Consider the following 18503-nt stretch of genomic DNA (forward strand, 5'->3'; position numbering starts at 1 on the left):
CGTGCGGAAGAAGCCGTGGACCGGCACCTCCAGCACGCCCGCCAGCTTGTCGCCGATGAAGGCGCCCGCCACGCCGACGAGAAGGTTCGTCAGCAGGCCGTGGTTGCTCGCCGTCACCCGCTCCGCCACCCAGCCGGCGATGATGCCGATGATGATGAGCGAGAAGAAGCCGACGCCCGGCTGGCTCAGGAATGCGTAGGTCTGCTGGTCCATGATGGTCCCCTCGCACGCGCCCGCAGAAGCGAGGGCGCGTCCGGATCATGCCGCCAACGGCTCCGCTTGGCGAGCGGTCCCGCTCCGGTTCCCCGGACCAGCGACGGCGCAGCCGGAGCGCCGAGCCGGGGGCCAGCGCAAGACTCCCGCCCAGCGGACACAAGCGTGGGCGGCAGGAAAGAGCCGCCTTCGGCTGAGTCCTTGCGCTGGATCCCGGCTCTCGCTCCTCGGCACTCACGTGCCGTTGCGCTCGGCCGGGATACGCTCCCTCACACGTGGATCGCGCGCCCGTAGGCCGCCATGACGCTCTCGTGCATCATCTCGGACAGGGTCGGGTGCGGGAACACGGCGTGGATGAGGTCTTCCTCGGTGGTCTCGAGGTTCATGGCGATGACGAAGCCCTGGATCAGCTCGGTCACTTCCGCACCCACCATGTGGGCGCCGAGCAGTTCGCCGGTCTTGGCATCGAAGATGGTCTTCACCAGGCCGTCCGGCTCGCCGAGCGCGATGGCCTTGCCGTTGCCGATGAAGGGGAAGCGGCCGACCTTGATCTCGCGTCCGGCCTCCTTGACCTTCTTCTCGGTGAGGCCCACGGAGGCGATCTGCGGCGTGCAATAGGTGCAGCCCGGGATCTTCAACTTGTCCATGGGGTGGGTGTGGAGGCCCTTGATGGTCTCCACGCAGATCACGCCCTCGTGCTCGGCCTTGTGCGCCAGCATGGGCGGGCCGGCGATGTCGCCGATGGCATAGACGCCGGGCACGCTGGTGCGGCCATAGCCGTCGGCAACGATGATGCCGCGCTCGATCTTCACGCCGATGGCCTCGAGCCCGAGGCCCTCCACATTGCCCACCACGCCCACGGCGGAGATCATCCGGTCCACGGTGATGTCGTGCTTGGCGCCCTTGGAATCTTCCACATGGGCGGTGATGCTGTCCGCGTGCTTGGTCACGCCCGTCACCTTGGCGCCGGACATGATCTTCATGCCCAGCTTCTCGAAGCGCTTGCGGGCGATGGCGGCGATTTCCTCGTCCTCCACGGGGAGGATCTGCGGCAGCACCTCCACCACGGTCACGTCCACGCCCATGGTGCGGTAGAAGGAGGCGAACTCGATGCCGATGGCGCCGGACCCCATGACCAGCAGGCTCTTGGGCATGGTCTCGGGCACCATGGCCTCGAAATAGGTCCAGATCAGCTTCTTGTCGGGCTCGAGGCCCGGCAGGGCGCGCGGGCGGGCGCCGGTGGCGACGATAATGTGCTTGGCGGTGTAGTCGCCGCCGCCCTTGGCGTTCTTGGGCGGGTTCGGGCTGGCCTCGACCTTGAGCTTGCCGGGGGCGGTGAAGGTGGCCTTGCCCCAGATCACGTCCACCTTGTTCTTGTTCAGCAGGAAGCCGACGCCGGTGGCGAGCTGGGAGGAGACGCCGCGCGAGCGCTTCACCACGGCCGCCGCATCGAAGCCGATCTTCTCGGCAGAGAGGCCGTAATCCTTGGCGTGCTCCATATAGTGGTAGATCTCGGCGGAGCGCAGCAGCGCCTTGGTGGGGATGCAGCCCCAGTTCAGGCAGATGCCGCCGAGGTGGCTCTTCTCCACCACCGCGGTCTTGAAACCGAGCTGCGCGGCGCGGATCGCGGCCACGTAGCCGCCCGGCCCGCCGCCGATGACGATGATGTCGTAAGTGTCAGCCATGGAAGGTCTCCTCGCCGCGCGCTGATGCGGCGGGCTCTGGTCGTGATGGGGATCGGGGCGTCCCGAGGCGGCCGCCGGCGTGGGCTTCGGCGAGGCGCAAAAGCGCCTCCTCGAACAGGGAAAGGTCGCGGAAGGGATCCTCGGCCGGGGCTTCGGCCTGGATCACCGGCAGGCAGGAGGCATGAAGCGCCTCGGCCAGCATGAGATTGTCGAAATGGCCGAAGTCCTCCACATGGAGGCCGTCGGCCATGAGGCTGTCCGGCCCCTCGGGCGCCAGGCCGATGGTGGCGCGGGCGCGGTGCTTCAACTCGCCGGGATGATTGGAATAGGCGGCAACCGGCTTGCCGAGAGCGAAGGCGAACCCGACCTCGAAGGCGGTGCCGGGATCGGCGCTGATGCCGCGGAAGGGCGTGAGGTTGGCGAGCACCGCGTCGGCGGTCCGCATCAGCCCGAGATTGGCGGCGAAGATCGCGGCGGCGGAAACCCCGCCGGCCGCATCGAGGGCGATCTCGCCATCGAGGGGGAACAGCCCGGTGAACCCGTGACGGGCGCACAGCTCCACCTTGCGCCGGCCGATCTCGCGCGCATCGTCGAGGAACACCTCCGGGCCGGCGAGATAGAGCTTCATCGGGTGGGCTTGTCCTTCCGTTCCCCGTTCGATCCCTCCCCCGCGCGCGGGAGAGGGGTCAGGCTGCACCGGGGCGGGAACCAGCCCCGTCAGCGCCTCACTTGGTGAGGATGGCGTAAAGCTCATCCTTCAGGCGCATGCGCTCGCGGCGCATGGCTTCGATCTCCTCGTCGCCGGTGGGCTCCACGTCGGTCTCGGCCCGGTGAACCTGCCGGTTCACCTCGTGATAAGCCTCGTGGAGCTTGGCGAAATGAGCGTCGGAGAGCTTCAGCGCCTGGATCTTCTCGGCATATTCCGGGAAGTCGGCGGCGAGCTCGTGGGGCGTGTGGCTCATTGTTGTTCCTTTCTCGGGTCGAACGGCGCGGGGCGCCGCTGTCCCGCAGCTACACTGCTCCGCTGCGGCAGGATTTGATCTGCCGCAGCCCTGTCAGGCCCGCCAGCGGAGGCGCAAGCCCCGCGCCGGCCTGAGCCGCTGGCGCTACGACCTCACACCAGCATCGCCATGGGCTTCTCGATGAAGCCCTTGAACGCGCTAAGCAGTTCGGCGCCGAGCGCGCCGTCCATCACCCGGTGGTCGCAGGTCATGGTGACGGTCATCTGGGTGACAACCTTCACCTCGCCGCCCTTCACCACGGCACGCTGCTCCGAAGCGCCCACCGCGAGGATGGAGGACTGGGGCGCGTTGATGATGGCGGTGAAGTTGCGCATCCCCATCATGCCGAGGTTCGACACGGAGGTGGAGCCGCCGGAATATTCCTCCGGCTTCAGCTTCTTGGTGCGCGCGCGGGCGGCAAGGTCGCGCATCTCGTTGGAGATGGTGGAGAGGGTCTTCTGCTCCGCCTTCTTCACGATGGGGGCATAGAGGCCGCCGTCGATGGCGACCGCCACGCCCACATCCGAATGCTTCATGCGCAGGATGCGGTCCTCGGCCCACACGGCATTGGCCGCCGGCACCTTCTGGAGCGCGAGCGCCAGCGCCTTGATGATGAAGTCGTTGACCGACACGCGGTAGGACGGCTTGCCGTCCTTGTCCTTCGACGCATTGGCATTGACCTGCTCGCGCAGGGCCATGAGGTCGTCGAGGTCGCAATCCACCGTCAGGTAGAAGTGCGGGGTGAGCTGCTCACTCTCCACCAGACGGCGCGCGATGGTCTTGCGCATGCCGTCGAGTTGCACTTCCTCGTAGGTGCCGGCCTCGAACATGGCCTTCACCTGATCCGCCGTTGGACCGGAGAGCGCCGCCGCAGCCTTGGGCGCGGGCGCCGCAGCGGCCGGAGCCGGAGCTGCCGCAGCCGCCGCGGCGGGCGCCGCCGCCGGCTTCGCGCCGGGCTGGGCGCCTTCGAGGTCGCGGGCGACGATGCGGCCGTGCGGGCCGGAGCCCGACAGGCTGCCGAGGTCAATGCCCTTGTCCTTGGCGATGCGGCGGGCGAGCGGCGAGGCGAACACACGCCCGCCCTGTCCGTTCGACGCCGGCGCAGCCGCCGCAGGAGCGGGAGCGGCTGAAGGAGCCGGGCTCGCAGCAGGAGCAGCAGCGGCAGGCGCGGGCGCGGCAGCAGGCGCAGCGGCTGGGGCGGCAGCGCCCTTGCCGGCAGCAGCGGCGGCCACGTCCTCACCCTCGCCAGCGAGGATGGCGATGAGCTGGTTCACCGGCACGTCCTGCGAGCCTTCCGGCACCAGGATCTTGGCGAGCACACCCTCGTCGATGGACTCGACTTCCATGGTGGCCTTGTCGGTCTCGATCTCGGCGAGCACGTCGCCGGACTTGACCTTGTCGCCTTCCTTCTTGAGCCACTTGGCGAGGTTGCCCTTCTCCATGGTGGGAGACAGGGCCGGCATCAGGATTTCGATGGGCATCTTCTTGGCCTTTCGAAAAAGCAAAAACCCTCAGCGACGCCGGACGAAGGCGAGCATCTGCTGCTGGCGGGGATGGGACCAGTCGCCGATGACCTTCATTTCCCAATTGGGATCGCCGGCCAGCGCCGTGGAAAGCTGCGCCTGGGTATAGTGGTATGGATCCTTGTCCGGGAACGTCACCACCCCACCCTTGCCTTGCTTGACCTCGCGCCCGAACTTGCCGTCGGGCACGAGGAAGCAGGTGACGAAAAAGATACCGCCGGGGACGAAATGGGGGGCGATCCGGGCGAGGCAATCGACCAGATACGGCATCGGCAGGTGACTGAAGACGGACTGCGCGATTCCCATATCGAACAGCACCCGGAACCCACCGATATCGAAGCTGTCAGACACACTCAGATGGTCGCGCGGCAGCTTGGCATCGAGCCCGGCCGGGACGATCTCCTCGGCGTAGCCGGCCTCGAGGAGATCGCCGCTGAGGTCGATCCCATAGTACCGGTCGGCATCGAGATAGGCGACGAACTTGACCCCGCCGCGCAGGCTGCCGCAGCCGATGTCCACCAGCCGGTGGTGCGGCTTAAGCCCCTGCTTCACAAGGAAATCCCGCTGCAGCCGGCCGACCTCTTCCCAGAGGCCGCCGATGACTTCGCGGTGCTGTCCCTGCTGCACGTGGCGCGCCACGTGATCGAGGTCGTAATAGGTGGTCGGCGCGGTGCCGGCCTTCTCGCCGGCGGTCATTTGTAGGTGACCGCCTTGACCGCCTCGATCACCTCCGCAACCGACGGCAGCGCCAGCTTTTCCAGGTTCGCGGCATACGGCATCGGCACGTCCTTGCCGGTGACGCGCAGGACCGGCGCGTCAAGGAAATCAAAGGCCTTGTCCATGAGCTGGGCGGCGATCTCGGCGCCGATGCCGGACTGCGGCCAGCCCTCTTCCACCGTGACGCAGCGGCCGGTCTTCTTCACCGATGCGACGATGGTGTCGACATCCATGGGGCGGATGGTGCGCAGGTCGATGACCTCGGCCTCGATGCCCTGCTTCGCAAGTTCCTCGGCCGCCTTGAGCGCGTAGGTCATGCCGATGGAGAAGGATACCAGCGTCACATCCTTGCCCGACCGTGCGATCCGCGCCTTGCCGATGGGCAGCACGTAATCGTCAAGCTTCGGCACCTCGAAGGAGTGGCCGTAAAGGATCTCGTTCTCGAGGAAGATGACGGGGTTGGGATCGCGGATGGCGGCCTTGAGCAGGCCCTTGGCGTCGGCGGCCGAATAGGGCGCGATGACCTTCAGGCCGGGGACGTTGGAATACCAGGCGGTATAATCCTGGCTGTGCTGGGCGGCGACACGCGCGGCGGCGCCGTTGGGGCCGCGGAAGACGATGGAGCAGTGGACCTGCCCGCCGGACATGTACAGCGTCTTGGCGGCGGAGTTGATGATGTGGTCGATCGCCTGCATGGCGAAGTTGAAGGTCATGAACTCCACGATGGGCTTCAGTCCCGCCATGGCCGCGCCGACGCCGACACCGGCAAAGCCGTGCTCGGTGATGGGCGTGTCGATCACGCGGCGGGCGCCGAATTCCTGGAGTAGACCCTGGGTGATCTTGTAGGCACCCTGATACTCGGCCACTTCCTCGCCCATGACGAAGACATCGCCATCGCGGCGCATCTCCTCGGCCATGGCGTCGCGCAGGGCCTCGCGGACCGTCTGGGTGACGAATTCAGTGCCGGGCGGCACTTCCGGATCGGGTTGGGCCGACACCTGCGGCGGGGACGCGACGGCGGAGGGAGCGGGGCTGACAGGCGCGACCGGCGCCGCGGCAGCGGCGGGAGACGGCGCGCTCTCGGCGGCCTTGGCGGCGGGGGCGGGAGCGGCGTTCGCATCCTCGCCGTCGGCCAGGATGGTGGCGATGGGCGTGTTCACCGCCACGTCCTGCGCGCCTTCCGGCACCAGGATCTTGCCGAGGATGCCCTCGTCGACGGCCTCCACTTCCATGGTGGCCTTGTCGGTCTCGATCTCGGCGAGCACGTCGCCGGACTTGACCGTGTCACCTTCCTTTTTCACCCACTTGGTGAGGTTGCCCTTCTCCATGGTGGGAGACAGGGCCGGCATGAGGACTTCGATGGCCATGGCTGTCAGCTCTTGCTCGGCGCGGTGGCGGGGACGGACGGCGTGGCGCCGGCCGGGGCCGCATGGTCGCGCTTGAAGGTGAGGTTGGTGTAGGCGGAGATGGCCGCGATCGCGACGGTCAGGGAAACGAAGAAGGCGACGGCCGCCTTGCCGGTACGCACCCGGTCGGCGTCCTCGGCGATGCCGGAGCGACCGACGGCGAAGGGCCAGAGCGCGAGCAGAAGGTAGCTGCCCGCGCCGACGGGCCGTCCAGCCGCCCGCTCGGCGGCGAGGGCGGAGCGGCCGCCGCGCACGGCGACGACCCAGGCGCCGATGGCGGCGATGAGCGCCGCCCCGGCGATCACATGGAAGAGTTCGGCCACGGGCCGGGCCTCAGCGCAGGATGTCCGTGTAGAGTTCGGCGACGTCAGGCTCCGGATCGCTGCTGGCGAAGTCCGCGGCAGCATTGACGATCTCGCGGACGTCGGCGTCGATCTTCTTGAGATCGTCCTCGCTGACCTTGTGGCCGTCGAGGAGGCGGGTGCGCACCTGCTCGATGGGATCGTGCTCGGTCCGCATCTTCTGCACCTCCTCCTTGGACCGGTATTTCGCCGGGTCCGACATGGAGTGGCCGCGATAGCGGTAGGTCTGCATCTCGAGGATGTAGGGGCCATTGCCTTCGCGGGCGAAGGCGAGCGCCCGTTCGCCGGCGGCCTTCACCGCCTGCACATCCATGCCATCCACCTGCTCGCCGGGGATGTTGAAGGACGTGCCGCGCTTGGAGAAGTCCTGCTGGGCCGAGGCGCGGGACACGGAGGTGCCCATGGCGTACTTGTTGTTCTCGATCACGTACACGACCGGAAGCTTCCACAGCTCGGCCATGTTGAAGCTCTCGTAGACCTGGCCCTGGTTGGCTGCGCCGTCGCCGAAATAGGTGACGGAGACGTTGCCGTTCTCGCGGTAGCGGTCGGCGAAGGCGAGGCCGGTGCCGAGCGACACCTGAGCACCGACGATGCCGTGGCCGCCGAAGAACTGCTTCTCGATGCTGAACATGTGCATCGAGCCGCCCTTGCCCTTCGACAGGCCGCCGCGGCGACCGGTCAACTCGGCCATGACGCCCTTGGCATCCATGCCGGTGGACAGCATGTGCCCATGATCGCGGTAGCCGGTGATGACCTGATCGCCCGGCTTCATCGCCAGCTGCATCCCGACCACGACGGCTTCCTGGCCGATGTAGAGGTGGCAGAAGCCGCCGATGAGGCCCATGCCGTACATCTGGCCGGCCTTTTCCTCGAAGCGGCGGATGAGCAGCATCTCGCGGTAGGCTTCGAGGTCCTGGTCCTTGGTGAAAGGTACCGGCCCGGACGGCGCGGTGGTCCGGGGGGAAGTCTTCTTGGCGGCCATCGACATCCTCAGGAAGCTCTGGAACTGCGCCTCTCTAACGCACCCCTGAGCGGCCTGAAAGCGGGAATTTTTCTTTGCTGCACCGCAACACGTTGCAAACACTTGCGCTGCAATGATTGAACCAAATAATGGTTCAATCGCCCCTTGAACTCATTTTCAGTTCATTTGCTGCGAAGCAGCACAAGATCCTTGGTGTTTATGAAGTTCAATTGCCGCCGCGCCTCCTCGTCCAGCATGTCCGGATCGAGCTGGCTGGGGGCCAGAAGGGAGACCTTGTTCTCCATCGCCTGCCGTTGCGCCTTGAGGGCGGCGAGATCGGATTCGAGGGCCTTCATCTCCTGCTCGTAGTTGCGTCGCGCAAGGAGGCCATGGTCACCAATGTAGGCGTGGTAGGCGAAGTAGCCGATGAGCGCCGCGGCCCCCACATGGAGGGCGAGCGTGGCAAGGATGGTCTGGAGGCGCGAGCGGCTTTGCATGAGCCTATCTTCGCGAGTTCTGGTTTCCGCCCTGTTAAGGCGCGCCAGATCCCCGCCCGGAGTTGCGCTCGGGGATGTCCGCGTTTCAACTGCGCGGCGTGAATCGCAGGCAGGAGCGCAAGGTCTGTGGAGTGGACGGACGACGGCATCGTGCTGGGGGTCAGGCGGCACGGCGAAGGCAATGCCATCGTCGAGTTGCTGACGCGCCGTCGCGGCCGTCATCTCGGCATGGTGCGCGGCGGGGCTTCCCGTCGCCTGGCGCCCGTTCTCCAGCCCGGCAACTCGGTGAGTGCGACATGGCGGGCCCGTCTCGACGAACATATGGGAAACTACGCGCTCGAAGCGTCTGTGGTCCGCGCCGGCCTGCTCATGGAGGCGCCCCACGCCGCCTTCGGGTTCACGCACATGGCGCAGCTGCTCCACTTGCTGCCCGAACGCGACCCCCATGAGGAGCTGTTCCTCACCCTCGGGGCGATTCTCGATGCCCTGGGGGAAGCAGAATCCGCCGGCATGCTGCTCGCCCGCTTCGAACTCGCCATGCTTTCAGAATTGGGGTTCGGGCTGGAGTTAGAGAGCTGCGCCGCGACCGGACAGCGCGACGATCTCGTCTATGTCTCCCCGAAAAGCGGGCGGGCGGTCTCCCGCGGGGCAGGGGCCCCCTATGCCGACCGGCTGCTTCCCTTGCCGCCGTTTCTCCTGTCCGGGGCACCACCTTCCGCCGAGGATGTGGAAGCTGCCTTGGCGATCACCGGCCACTTCCTGCTGCTGCGTGCGCTTGAGCCGCGCGGGCTCGGCTTTTCGGAATCCCGCGCGGCCTTCCTGGCGTCATGGCGGCGAAGCGCCGATCACCAGCGATAGGGACGGGGTCCGACCCAGACGTTGCGGCAGCGGGTCACCCAATGGGGACGTCCGTTCCACCAGCGGCGAACCTGCCAGCAGCGGCGCACCCAGCGAACATCCTCGACCTTCGCCTGTTCATGGGCGGCACCGGCGAAGCTTCCCGCGCTACCTGCAAGTGATCCGGCCGATGCCGAAGGCGCCGCACCAAGAAGCGCCAACGCAACCACTCCCCCCGCCGCAAGAGTTGCAACCTTCATTGGACCTTCTCCTCTTGACGTGAACGTAGCAAAGCGCTCGCAGATCAATGCTGAAACGTCGCAGGGGCGGCATTTTGTTCCGGGGATGACATCTTAAGCGCGTGCTTGGCCGCAGAATGTGGCCTTGTGCGGTACATTCCTGCTTTTTGCCGCTACGGCACGCCTCAGACTTGACGATCGGTTCAGTCTTGCGGCGAGATCGCGGCTGAAGGGGCTGCGGAAGGCAGGGGATCGCACCCGTCCGAGCTGGTGGCGCGGGCTTGTCGCACGCACGCGCGCGAGGTACTGCGAGGCATGGCCACCCGCACACTTCCGCCCGGCGACGGGAACATCGAGAAAGTCACGCTGAAGGAGGCGCTGGAAGAGCGCTACCTCGCGTATGCCCTCTCGACCATCATGCACCGCGCGCTGCCCGACGCGCGCGACGGTTTGAAGCCGGTGCACCGGCGCATCCTCCACGCCATGCGGCAGCTGCGGCTGGATCCCGGGCAGGGGTTCAAGAAGTCCGCCCGCGTGGTAGGCGATGTCATCGGCAAGTTCCACCCGCACGGCGACCAGTCCGTCTATGACGCGCTGGTGCGCCTCGCCCAGGACTTCGCCCAACGGTATCCTTTGGTCGATGGCCAGGGCAATTTCGGCAATGTGGACGGCGATAACGCCGCTGCCATGCGATACACCGAGGCCCGCCTCACCGAGACCGCCCGGCTGCTGCTGGACGGCATCGACGAGGACGCTGTGGACTTCCGCCCGACCTATGACGGATCGGAGGAAGAGCCGGCGGTTTTGCCGGCCGCCTTCCCGAACCTTCTCGCCAACGGCTCGCAGGGCATCGCCGTCGGCATGGCGACCTCCATCCCGCCCCACAATGCGGCGGAGTTGCTGGATGCCGCGCTACACCTCATCGACCATCCGGACGCGCTCGCGTTCGACCTGCTGAAGTTTGTGCCCGGCCCGGATTTCCCCACCGGCGGCGTGCTGGTGGAAGATCAGGTTGGCGTCGCCGAGGCCTATGCGACGGGGCGCGGCTCGTTCCGCGTCCGCGCCCGCTGGGAGAAGGAGGAGACCGGCCGCGGCAGCTATGTGGTGGTGGTGACGGAGATCCCTTACGGCGTCGCGAAATCCCGCCTCGTCGAGAAGATCGCCGAGCTGCTCACCGACAAGAAACTGCCGCTGCTCGCCGACGTCCGCGACGAGAGCGCCGAGGACATCCGCCTGGTGCTGGAGCCGCGCGCCCGCACCGTCGATGCGGAAGTCTTGATGGAGAGCCTGTTCAAGCTCACCGAGCTTGAGGCGCGCATCCCGCTCAACATGAACGTGCTGGTCAAGGGCCAGATTCCCAAGGTGCTGTCGCTGGCGGAGGCGCTGCGCGAGTGGCTGGACCACCGCCGCGACGTGTTGCTGCGCCGCTCCCGCTACCGGCTCGACCAGATCGCGCACCGGCTGGAGGTGCTGGGCGGTTACCTGATCGCTTACCTCAACCTCGACGAGGTGATCCGCATCATCCGCGAGGAGGACGAGCCGAAGGTCTCGCTGATGCAGACCTTCGAGCTGACCGACGTTCAGGCGGAAGCCATTCTCAACATGCGGCTGCGCTCCCTGCGTCGCCTGGAAGAGATGGAAATCCGCAAGGAGCACGATGCGCTCTCCAAGGAGCAGGACGGGCTCAACCGCCTCGTCGCCTCCGAGACGGCTCAGTGGAAGGCCATCTCCAAGGAAATCCGCGAGACCCGCAAGACCTACGGCCCCGAGACCGAGCTCGGCCGGCGCCGCACGACTTTCGCGGTGGCCCCGACGGTCCACGAGGACGCCTTCACCGAGGCGCTGGTGGAACGCGAGCCCATCACCGTCGTGGTCTCGGCGAAGGGCTGGATCCGCGCGCTGAAGGGCCATGTGGCGGACGTGTCGAACCTGCAGTTCAAGGGCGACGACAGCCATGGCCACGCCTTCTTCGCCGAGACCACTTCCAAGGTGATGGTGTTCGCCTCCAACGGTCGCTTCTACACGCTGGACGCCTCAAAGCTTCCCGGCGGGCGCGGCCATGGCGAACCGGTGCGGCTGATGATCGACCTGGAGCAGGAGGCGGAGATCGTTTCCGTCTTCGCCTATCAGGCCGGGCGCAAGCTTCTGGTGGCATCGAAGCAGGGCCGCGGGTTTGTGGTGCCGGAGGACGATTGCCTCGCCAATACCCGCAAGGGCAAGCAGGTGCTCGTCACCGATCCGCCGGACGCCGCGCTGGCGGTGCGCTTCGTCGATGGCGACTGGGTGGCGGTGATCGGCGAGAACCGCAAGATGCTGGTCTTCCCGCTCAATCAAGTGCCGGAGATGTCGCGTGGCCGCGGCGTGCGCCTGCAGCGCTACAAGGACGGCGGCCTCTCCGACCTCAAGGTGTTCCCCATGGCCACCGGCCTGACCTGGGAGGATACCTCCGGGCGGACCTGGACGGTCACCGATCTCATCGAGTGGCAGGGCGAACGCGCCTCGGCGGGCCGTCTGCCGCCCAAGGGGTTCCCCCGCACCAACACGTTCGGCTGAGGCATGGACGCGCCCTCCCCCGAGGCCGGGCGCGCACCGGCTCCCGCCGAGCGGGCGGCGCTCCGTCGTCTCATCGACAAGGCTCAATCGGCGGTCCGGGCGCGGGAAACCGCGCTCGTCCTCATCGCCGCCGTCATGGGTGTGCTGGCCGGCATTGCGGCCAGCGTCATGAGTGCCACCACCCAGTGGATGCACGAGGTGCTGTTCTGGCTCGCGCCGGGCGAGCGCCTGTCGTCGTCCCCTGCCCTCGCCTCGCCCTGGCTGATCCTCGTCCCCGCCGTCGGCGGCGCGGCGATGGGGCTGATCGCGGTTGCGCTGAAGCGCTGGCGCCGACACCCTTTCGTCGATCCCATCGAGGCGAACGCGCTGCATGGCGGGCGGATGTCGCTCACCGACAGCATCATCGTCGCCCTGCAGACCATGGTCTCCAACGGCTTTGGCGCGTCTCTGGGGCTTGAGGCCGGCTATTCGCAGATCGGCTCGGGCATCGCCTCCCGGCTGGGTCTGACCTTCAAGCTCCGACGCAACGACCTGCGCATCCTCGTCGGCGCCGGCGCCGCGGCAGGCATCGGCGCGGCCTTCGATGCCCCGCTGATGGGCGCCTTCTACGGTTTCGAGATCGTCATCGGCTCCTATTCCATTCCGGCGGCGGCGCCGGTGCTCGCCGGCACGGTGTCGGCAGTGATGACGGCGCGGCTGCTCGGCGCCCATGTGGAGCCGCTGCACATGCCGCTCGACCCGAACCTCGGGCCGGTGGACATCCTGCCCATCCTCTTCCTCGGCCTCGCGGCCGCGGCCGTCGCCATCGTCATCATGCGGCTCGTGACGACGGTCGAGACGCTGTTCGGCATGAGCCGCATTCCCGCGCCGCTGCGGCCGATGGTGGCCGGCATCGGCATCGGCGCGCTGGCGCTTTACAGCCCGCAGGTCCTCTCGGATGGGCACGGCGCGCTCCATGCGCAGGTGGGGAGCGCGGTGACGGCCTCCGTCGCCATCGTGTTCGGCCTGAAGATCCTCGCCTCCGCCCTCTCGATCGGATCGGGTTTCCGCGGCGGCCTGTTCTTCGCCTCGCTGTTCCTCGGCGCGCTGATGGGCAAGCTCTATGGCGGACTGCTGGCCGTCGCCTTCCCCGGCTTCCACCTCGATCCGTCCGTGGCGGCGGTGGTGGGCATGGGGGCCTTGGCGGTTGGCGTCATCGGCGGCCCGCTCACCATGAGCTTCCTCGTGCTGGAGATGACGCGGGACATTTCTCTCTCCGGCTTCGTCATGGCCGCGGCCGTCGTCACCTCCCTGACCGTGCGCGAAACGTTCGGCTACTCGTTCTCCACCTGGCGCCTGCACCTGCGCGGCGAGACCATCCGCGGCGCGCAGGATGTCGGGTGGATGCGAGATCTCACAGTCGCGAAGATGATGCGGACGGACTTTCCAACCTTCCCGCAAGACGGGACGCTGGATGCCCTGCGTGCCCGCTATGCCCTGGGCTCCACCCGCATGGTGGTGCTGGTGGACGCGGCAGGCGGCTATGGCGGGCTGCTGCGCCTGTCCGAGGCCTATGCATCCCTCGAACCCGGCGAGACGGAAGTTTCCGCGCTCGCCACCCATCGCGACCATGTGTTGCTGCCCGCTATGAACGTTAGGGAAGCTTCTCTGGCCTTCGATGCCGCGAAGGCGGAAGACCTCGCGGTGGTGGACGACCGCGACAACCGCCATCTGCTGGGTCTGTTGGGAGAATCCCACGTCCTCAAGCGCTATGCCGCCGAACTCGAGCGGGCGCGGCGGGGCCTGGGCGCGGAAGACTGACGCGCAGGTCCGGTCTCAGGCTGCGAACGTTTCGAGCCGCGCCACGCGGTTTCGCCCGGCCCGCTTCGCCGTATAAAGCGCCGTATCGCTCCGTGCGATCAACTCTCCCGGCCCATCATCCCCCCGCGCGGAGGCGATGCCCACGCTGACCGTGATTTCGATGGACATGCCGTGGGTGACGATCGGAAGCGCAGCGACATTCGCGCGAATGCGCTCGGCCACGAGGTCCGCTCCCGCCGACGGCGTCTCGGGAAGGACCACGACGAATTCCTCCCCGCCATACCGGCAGACAAAATCCCCCGGACGGCGTGCGCCACGCTCGACGCGGTGAGCGACCTCGGCGAGCACGGCGTCGCCCATTGCGTGCCCATAAGTGTCATTCACCCGCTTGAAGTGGTCGATATCGACCATGAGCACCGCGAGTTCGCGCTGCTCGCGGCGGGCGCGGTGCATTTCCGCCTCCAGCGTCAGGTCGAGCGCGCGGCGATTGGGTAGTCCGGTCAGAGAGTCTGTGATGGCCATGCGCTCAAGCTGGGCCTCCATCTCCCGGCTGCGGCGCAGCGACGTGGAGAGCGCCGAGACCGTAAGCGCCAGGAGAAGCGATATCGTGAGCGTGAGTGCAAGGGTGATGGCCGCCCGCACGTACCAACCGCCGAACTGCTGGCGCGCGGAGACGCCAACGGTAACAGAGAGCGGATACCCTTCGATGAGCGCCGTCCGCAGGAATCTGCGCTGCCCATCGAGCCGGGATGTTTCTACCCTCCAGTCCCCCGACGGTCCTGACGCCAGCCGCTGGAGCACGTCCGGCGTCACGCGATCCCCCACGTTCCCCCGGCCATCCGTGGATGGGTAGCGCAGGACGACGGTGCCATCCGTCCGGGTCAGCCGGATGATGCCCCCGGGCGGCAGCTTCACACGCTCGAAAAGCTGCCGGAAATAGACAAGGCGAATGGAGGCCACCACGACGCCCGCGAAAGACCCGTCCGGTCCATTCAGCCTTCGGCTGATACCGATGGCGAACTGAGACGCCGCAAGACGAGAAACGAATGGCCGGCTGACGTAGATGCCTGCGTTCGGGTTGTCCCTTTGCACGCGGAAGTAGTCCCGATCGGCGAAATTGATGGCGCTCAGATCTTCTTCGGAATCATCGAACAGAACATTGCCCTGAGGATCCAGCACGAGCATCACGCCAAAGTCCGTCGCATCGCCCGCGCGGCGAAACAGGACATGCTGGCGCAGTCCCAAGGGGAGCGCCATCAGGGTGGGCTCGCGCAACGCATCCGCCAGGCTGGACAGGCTCGCTTCAACCAGAAGGAAGTCGCGCTCGATCGCTCCCGCGAGCACAGAGATCGTGTTCGCGGTATATCGCTCGCCGTCGCGCCAAGTTTCCTGATAGGAGCGCCACAAGGCGAAGGACTGCATCCCCACAATGGCGAGGATGAGCGCACTCGTGACAAACCGGAGCAGACGGCCGGAGGAGAGGTGTTTGAGAACCTTATCCATCAGCCTTACCTCGGTAACATCTATACCATCCGGGTGGTGGCGTTGTTACCAAGGATCAAATCTGGAGGATTTTATTCTGCCGCCGGCCGATCGCTGCGGTGGACCTCCGCCTCCGCCACCCGGGCCGGCTCCGCCTCGAGCCAGTGCAGGATCAGCGTGTAGCCCAGCGCCAGCACAACTGGCCCCACGAACAGGCCGAGGACGCCCGAGGACAAGAGCCCGCCGATCGCGCCGATGAAGACGACCAGCATGGGCACGTCTACGCCGCGCCCGAGCATGATGGGGCGCAGAACGTGCTCGATGAGCGAGACGCCGGTGCACCACACGGCGAAGATCACCGCCGGCATCGGGTCGAGCAAAGTGAAGGCATAGATCGCCACCGGCACCAGAACGATGGCCAGCGGCAGCTGCACGATGGCGATGATGAGGCAGAGCAGGGCCAGCAGGCCCGCGGCTGGAATGTCCGCAGCGAGGAAGCCGAGCCCCGCGAGAAGCGCCTGGATCAGCGCAACGCCGATGATGCCCTTGCTGACGCTGCGGATGGTGCGCACGGCAAGGTCCGAATAACCGAGGCCGCCCGCGCCGGCGAGGCGGGTGACCACGTCGCCGGCGATCCGCTGACCGCTGGTTGCATTCGCCATTAGCACCGCCGCCACGAAGATGGCGACGACGAACTCCAGGATCCCGAGCAGCACGCCGGTCGCCGACCCGAGCATCCATTTCCCGGCCCAGGTGAGTTCGGAGGCGATGGAGCTGATGGCCTGGTCAAGATTGGTCGAGGCAAGCATCCAGAAGCTGTAGAGCGGTTCGCCGACGATGAACCAGCCGCGGACGGCCGCCGGCGGAGGCGGCAGGCGCAGCGTGCCATCGGCCATGTGGTGGGCGAGGAGCTTCAGGCTGTTGACCAGGGTATCGGCGAGCAGCAGCGCCGGCAGCACCAACAGTGTCAGCGCCAGCACGACGAAGAGTGTGGCCGCCGTCGCCGTCCTGCCGCTGAGCGCCGCGCACAGGCGGGTGAACAGGGGGTGCGAGGCGATGGCGATGATGAGCCCCCAGAGGATGGAGGTCAGGAACGGCTGGACGATGGTGAAGCACCACCCGAACAGCAGCGCCAGCGTGCCGAACCGCAGCGCCAGCTGGAGCACGGGGCCGAACGTCTCGCTGCCATCCCTGGCCGGGAGGCGGTCCTGACGCCGTTCGCGAGGCCTGTCCTGCGGTCGTTCCATGATCCTGTCCAGCTGGCCGCTCCAACCTTACCTGAGAGAACTCGTTATCCGCCCGCCTTGCAATGGCAGCCGGCCGGCGGACGATCTGTGCGCCGGGGTCGCCCTGCTCCCCTCACCGCGTGGCAGGCCTATTGCATTGTCTGCTGCGGGTCACGGCCTGCCCTGTTCCGGCCGGTCGACCCTGAAGCAACAAGGACAAGGCGAGGACACAGCATGTCCGACCACAAGGTCACGGTCGAGCAACTGCCGAGCGGCAAGTGGGCGTGTTTTCTTCACGTGGAAGGACACGACGAACCCATCAACCTCGGGCGGGAGTTCAAGAACGACGAACAGGCGGAGAACTGGCTCAACGTCTCGGAATCCGTCACCGCCATCGAGATGATGCTCCGGAAGGTCAAGAAGTAGGACCGGCCGAAGCCGACAGGACCTATATCCGCCTTGGCTCGAAGACGACAGGGCTGTCGTGGTTCACACAGCCGGTCTGGCGGGCGCCGGCACTCCGCCGGCTTCACTTGGTGCAGCCGGCGGACGCCGAGATATTTTCGGGCGTGCCCCAGTCATTCTGGGGCAGGTTCTCATAAGGCGGCCCGAATTCCTGCTTTATCATCGTAAAGGCCGACGGCAGCCCGGTCTGCTGGTCGAAATCGATGATCCAGAAATAATCGTAGGTATCGCCCGGCCAATCGTCGGGAACCTTGATGCCGGCGAGATCCATGAGGTCGAACAGCGTCGTGGCCTTGGTCGGCACGGGCATGCCGGGATGCTTTTTCTCCACGATCGCCCGCTGGGCCGGCGTCAGCTCGATATCGAGCCGGGGCCTGGCGATGTGGACGTGCTCCCAGTTCATGATGAGCGTTCCGCCGGCCCATTCCGGCTTGGTGAACACGTCATGCACCGCCTGCCGGTTGCGTTCCGCGAGCTTGTCCTGGCGGATGATGAGCTTGCCGTCCACCATCTCCGGCATCACCGAATAGAAGATGACCGGCTGCTCCCAGGAATCTGCGACGGGATAGATGGTTTCCAGCGTGTGCAGCGAGAGCCCCAGGATGGCCGTCGGCACCTCGCCCGGCCGCAGAAGCGATTTCTTGGCGTTCTTTCCGAGGTAATACTCCACCAGAGCCCGGGCGCGCTCCTGCCCGATGCTGCAGAGCTGGAGCGGCCCCCCCTTCTCGCCATGCCGCAGGAGAATGATGCGAGCCGGAACAGCAGCAGCTGGCAGCGCTGCGAGAAGGCTCACGGAAAACACCGCCGCGAGCGCGAGGCCGCCAGCCAGAACCCTCCGCCCGAGCGATTTGATTGTTTGCATCACCGTCACTCCTGATGGCGCGACGCTAGCCGAGTCCCCGAACGTTCGCCAATGGGACCCGCCGGAGGCACCCCACACGCCACGAGCCCATTCGGGCCCCTTCACAGGCCGCCACGAACATGCTTCAACGCGGCAGCCGGATGAATTTCAGGGACCGGCAGCATGCGGGGCGCTGCGATGGCAGAGATGAGCTTGGGGACGAATGGGCTGGCGGGCGGCGTTTTGCTCGCGCTCATCGCCATGGCGGGTGTCCAGGCGATCGCCCAGACCTCGCAGCAGCGTGTCGTGGTGACGCCGCGCGTGATCCAGCTGCCCGTCATCCCCCAGGGCAACTACCTCGATCCGGGCCCCGGCCCTGCCATTCGCCCGGACGTGAAGATCGGCGACGACCGCAACGAGGATTACGTGTTCCCGCCCGATCTCTCCGGCGGCTACGGCTCCGGCCCTCCCGGCGACCCGACCAACAATGGTCAGTGGAGCCCGCTGGACGGCGACACGCCGAGCTTCTGAGGCATAATGCAATCCTTCAGATCATGGCCGGGCTCAGACCCGGCCATTTTCGTTGGCGGCGCCGGAGGGCCGCGCCGCGAGCGGTTTGACGGTGGCGACCGGTGTCCCTAATTCAGAAGGCGGAAGGCTGCACTGCCAGCCCGCTGCGGCGGAACAAGCCGCAG

Annotated in this window: 18 protein-coding genes; 5 read left to right on the forward strand and 13 right to left on the reverse strand. The window is 66.8% G+C overall.

Annotation, left to right across the window (positions count from 1 at the left end; translation table 11 throughout):
• The 10 genes from ACT54R_RS11785 to ACT54R_RS11830 form a co-directional block, all read right to left on the reverse strand.
• The coding region (locus ACT54R_RS11785) for a GlsB/YeaQ/YmgE family stress response membrane protein (RefSeq protein WP_476326535.1) at nt 1-213 on the reverse strand (213 nt) is incomplete at its 3' end.
• A gap of 269 nt (nt 214-482) precedes the next feature.
• On the reverse strand, nt 483-1898 hold the full coding sequence (gene lpdA, locus ACT54R_RS11790) for a dihydrolipoyl dehydrogenase (protein ID WP_476326537.1): 1416 nt from the start codon (nt 1896-1898) through the stop codon (nt 483-485).
• A complete protein-coding gene (locus ACT54R_RS11795; protein ID WP_476326539.1) occupies nt 1891-2526 on the reverse strand; it encodes a nucleoside 2-deoxyribosyltransferase in 636 nt (211 codons plus the stop codon). The genes lpdA and ACT54R_RS11795 overlap by 8 nt, the downstream gene beginning before the upstream one ends.
• Nucleotides 2527-2623: 97 nt before the next feature.
• Complete coding sequence (locus ACT54R_RS11800; protein ID WP_168457773.1) at nt 2624-2860, reverse strand: HP1242/YdcH family protein; 237 nt, start codon at nt 2858-2860, stop codon at nt 2624-2626.
• 152 nt (nt 2861-3012) lie between these two features.
• Nucleotides 3013-4380, reverse strand: coding sequence for a pyruvate dehydrogenase complex dihydrolipoamide acetyltransferase (locus ACT54R_RS11805; protein WP_476326541.1), 1368 nt, complete (start codon nt 4378-4380; stop codon nt 3013-3015).
• Nucleotides 4381-4410: 30 nt separating this feature from the next.
• Nucleotides 4411-5118, reverse strand: a complete 708-nt coding sequence (locus ACT54R_RS11810; protein WP_476326543.1) for a class I SAM-dependent methyltransferase — start codon at nt 5116-5118, stop codon at nt 4411-4413.
• Entirely contained in the window at nt 5115-6506 is a 1392-nt protein-coding gene (locus ACT54R_RS11815; protein WP_168457770.1) for a pyruvate dehydrogenase complex E1 component subunit beta, read from the reverse strand. The genes ACT54R_RS11810 and ACT54R_RS11815 overlap by 4 nt, the downstream gene beginning before the upstream one ends.
• A 5-nt stretch (nt 6507-6511) precedes the next feature.
• Nucleotides 6512-6868: a hypothetical protein gene (locus ACT54R_RS11820; RefSeq protein ID WP_476326546.1), complete on the reverse strand. Its 357-nt coding sequence runs from the start codon at nt 6866-6868 to the stop codon at nt 6512-6514.
• A gap of 10 nt (nt 6869-6878) precedes the next feature.
• Entirely contained in the window at nt 6879-7889 is a 1011-nt protein-coding gene (gene pdhA / locus ACT54R_RS11825; protein ID WP_476326548.1) for a pyruvate dehydrogenase (acetyl-transferring) E1 component subunit alpha, read from the reverse strand.
• Nucleotides 7890-8050: 161 nt separating this feature from the next.
• On the reverse strand, nt 8051-8365 hold the full coding sequence (locus ACT54R_RS11830; RefSeq protein WP_476326550.1) for an FtsB family cell division protein: 315 nt from the start codon (nt 8363-8365) through the stop codon (nt 8051-8053).
• A 126-nt stretch (nt 8366-8491) separates the two neighbouring features.
• Between ACT54R_RS11830 and recO the strand changes: the two genes are divergently transcribed.
• The 3 genes from recO (at nt 8492) to ACT54R_RS11845 (ending at nt 13794) form a co-directional block, all read left to right on the forward strand.
• The gene (gene recO, locus ACT54R_RS11835; RefSeq protein WP_476326552.1) at nt 8492-9223 is read left to right on the forward strand and encodes a DNA repair protein RecO; all 732 of its coding nucleotides are present in this window, start codon (nt 8492-8494) and stop codon (nt 9221-9223) included.
• A gap of 533 nt (nt 9224-9756) precedes the next feature.
• Nucleotides 9757-11994, forward strand: a complete 2238-nt coding sequence (gene parC / locus ACT54R_RS11840; RefSeq protein WP_168457764.1) for a DNA topoisomerase IV subunit A — start codon at nt 9757-9759, stop codon at nt 11992-11994.
• Nucleotides 11995-11997: 3 nt separating this feature from the next.
• Nucleotides 11998-13794 carry a chloride channel protein gene (locus ACT54R_RS11845; RefSeq protein WP_476326554.1) on the forward strand — a complete coding sequence of 599 codons (1797 nt, stop codon included), beginning with the start codon at nt 11998-12000 and terminating at the stop codon, nt 13792-13794.
• Between the two features lie 15 nt (nt 13795-13809).
• Here the strand turns inward: ACT54R_RS11845 and ACT54R_RS11850 are convergent, their stop codons facing one another.
• Both ACT54R_RS11850 and ACT54R_RS11855 read right to left on the reverse strand, forming a co-directional pair.
• Nucleotides 13810-15297, reverse strand: coding sequence for a sensor domain-containing diguanylate cyclase (locus ACT54R_RS11850; protein WP_476326556.1), 1488 nt, complete (start codon nt 15295-15297; stop codon nt 13810-13812).
• 71 nt (nt 15298-15368) lie between these two features.
• A complete protein-coding gene (locus tag ACT54R_RS11855) occupies nt 15369-16523 on the reverse strand; it encodes an AI-2E family transporter (RefSeq protein WP_476326558.1) in 1155 nt (384 codons plus the stop codon).
• A gap of 213 nt (nt 16524-16736) precedes the next feature.
• Here ACT54R_RS11855 and ACT54R_RS11860 point away from each other — a divergent pair, with 213 nt between their 5' ends.
• Nucleotides 16737-16928 (forward strand): hypothetical protein, encoded by a 192-nt coding sequence (locus ACT54R_RS11860; protein WP_024279109.1) that lies wholly within the window; start codon nt 16737-16739, stop codon nt 16926-16928.
• Nucleotides 16929-17031: 103 nt separating this feature from the next.
• On the opposite strand, the gene ACT54R_RS11865 is transcribed toward ACT54R_RS11860, so the two are convergent.
• Nucleotides 17032-17829, reverse strand: coding sequence for a histidine phosphatase family protein (locus tag ACT54R_RS11865; protein WP_476326560.1), 798 nt, complete (start codon nt 17827-17829; stop codon nt 17032-17034).
• A gap of 186 nt (nt 17830-18015) precedes the next feature.
• Here ACT54R_RS11865 and ACT54R_RS11870 point away from each other — a divergent pair, with 186 nt between their 5' ends.
• Nucleotides 18016-18339: a hypothetical protein gene (locus ACT54R_RS11870; protein ID WP_168457759.1), complete on the forward strand. Its 324-nt coding sequence runs from the start codon at nt 18016-18018 to the stop codon at nt 18337-18339.
• Nucleotides 18340-18503 lie beyond the last annotated feature (164 nt).

This window comes from Xanthobacter sp. DMC47, assembly GCF_056313845.1.

Coding starts and splice junctions, on each gene's coding strand:
- lpdA (WP_476326537.1), bottom strand. CDS start 1,898: ATGGCTGACACTTACGACATCATCGTCATCGGCGGCGGGCCGGGCGGC.
- ACT54R_RS11795 (WP_476326539.1), bottom strand. CDS start 2,526: ATGAAGCTCTATCTCGCCGGCCCGGAGGTGTTCCTCGACGATGCGCGC.
- ACT54R_RS11800 (WP_168457773.1), bottom strand. CDS start 2,860: ATGAGCCACACGCCCCACGAGCTCGCCGCCGACTTCCCGGAATATGCC.
- ACT54R_RS11805 (WP_476326541.1), bottom strand. CDS start 4,380: ATGCCCATCGAAATCCTGATGCCGGCCCTGTCTCCCACCATGGAGAAG.
- ACT54R_RS11810 (WP_476326543.1), bottom strand. CDS start 5,118: ATGACCGCCGGCGAGAAGGCCGGCACCGCGCCGACCACCTATTACGAC.
- ACT54R_RS11815 (WP_168457770.1), bottom strand. CDS start 6,506: ATGGCCATCGAAGTCCTCATGCCGGCCCTGTCTCCCACCATGGAGAAG.
- pdhA (WP_476326548.1), bottom strand. CDS start 7,889: ATGGCCGCCAAGAAGACTTCCCCCCGGACCACCGCGCCGTCCGGGCCG.
- ACT54R_RS11830 (WP_476326550.1), bottom strand. CDS start 8,365: ATGCAAAGCCGCTCGCGCCTCCAGACCATCCTTGCCACGCTCGCCCTC.
- parC (WP_168457764.1), top strand. CDS start 9,757: ATGGCCACCCGCACACTTCCGCCCGGCGACGGGAACATCGAGAAAGTC.
- ACT54R_RS11845 (WP_476326554.1), top strand. CDS start 11,998: ATGGACGCGCCCTCCCCCGAGGCCGGGCGCGCACCGGCTCCCGCCGAG.
- ACT54R_RS11850 (WP_476326556.1), bottom strand. CDS start 15,297: ATGGATAAGGTTCTCAAACACCTCTCCTCCGGCCGTCTGCTCCGGTTT.
- ACT54R_RS11855 (WP_476326558.1), bottom strand. CDS start 16,523: ATGGAACGACCGCAGGACAGGCCTCGCGAACGGCGTCAGGACCGCCTC.
- ACT54R_RS11860 (WP_024279109.1), top strand. CDS start 16,737: ATGTCCGACCACAAGGTCACGGTCGAGCAACTGCCGAGCGGCAAGTGG.
- ACT54R_RS11865 (WP_476326560.1), bottom strand. CDS start 17,829: ATGCAAACAATCAAATCGCTCGGGCGGAGGGTTCTGGCTGGCGGCCTC.
- ACT54R_RS11870 (WP_168457759.1), top strand. CDS start 18,016: ATGAGCTTGGGGACGAATGGGCTGGCGGGCGGCGTTTTGCTCGCGCTC.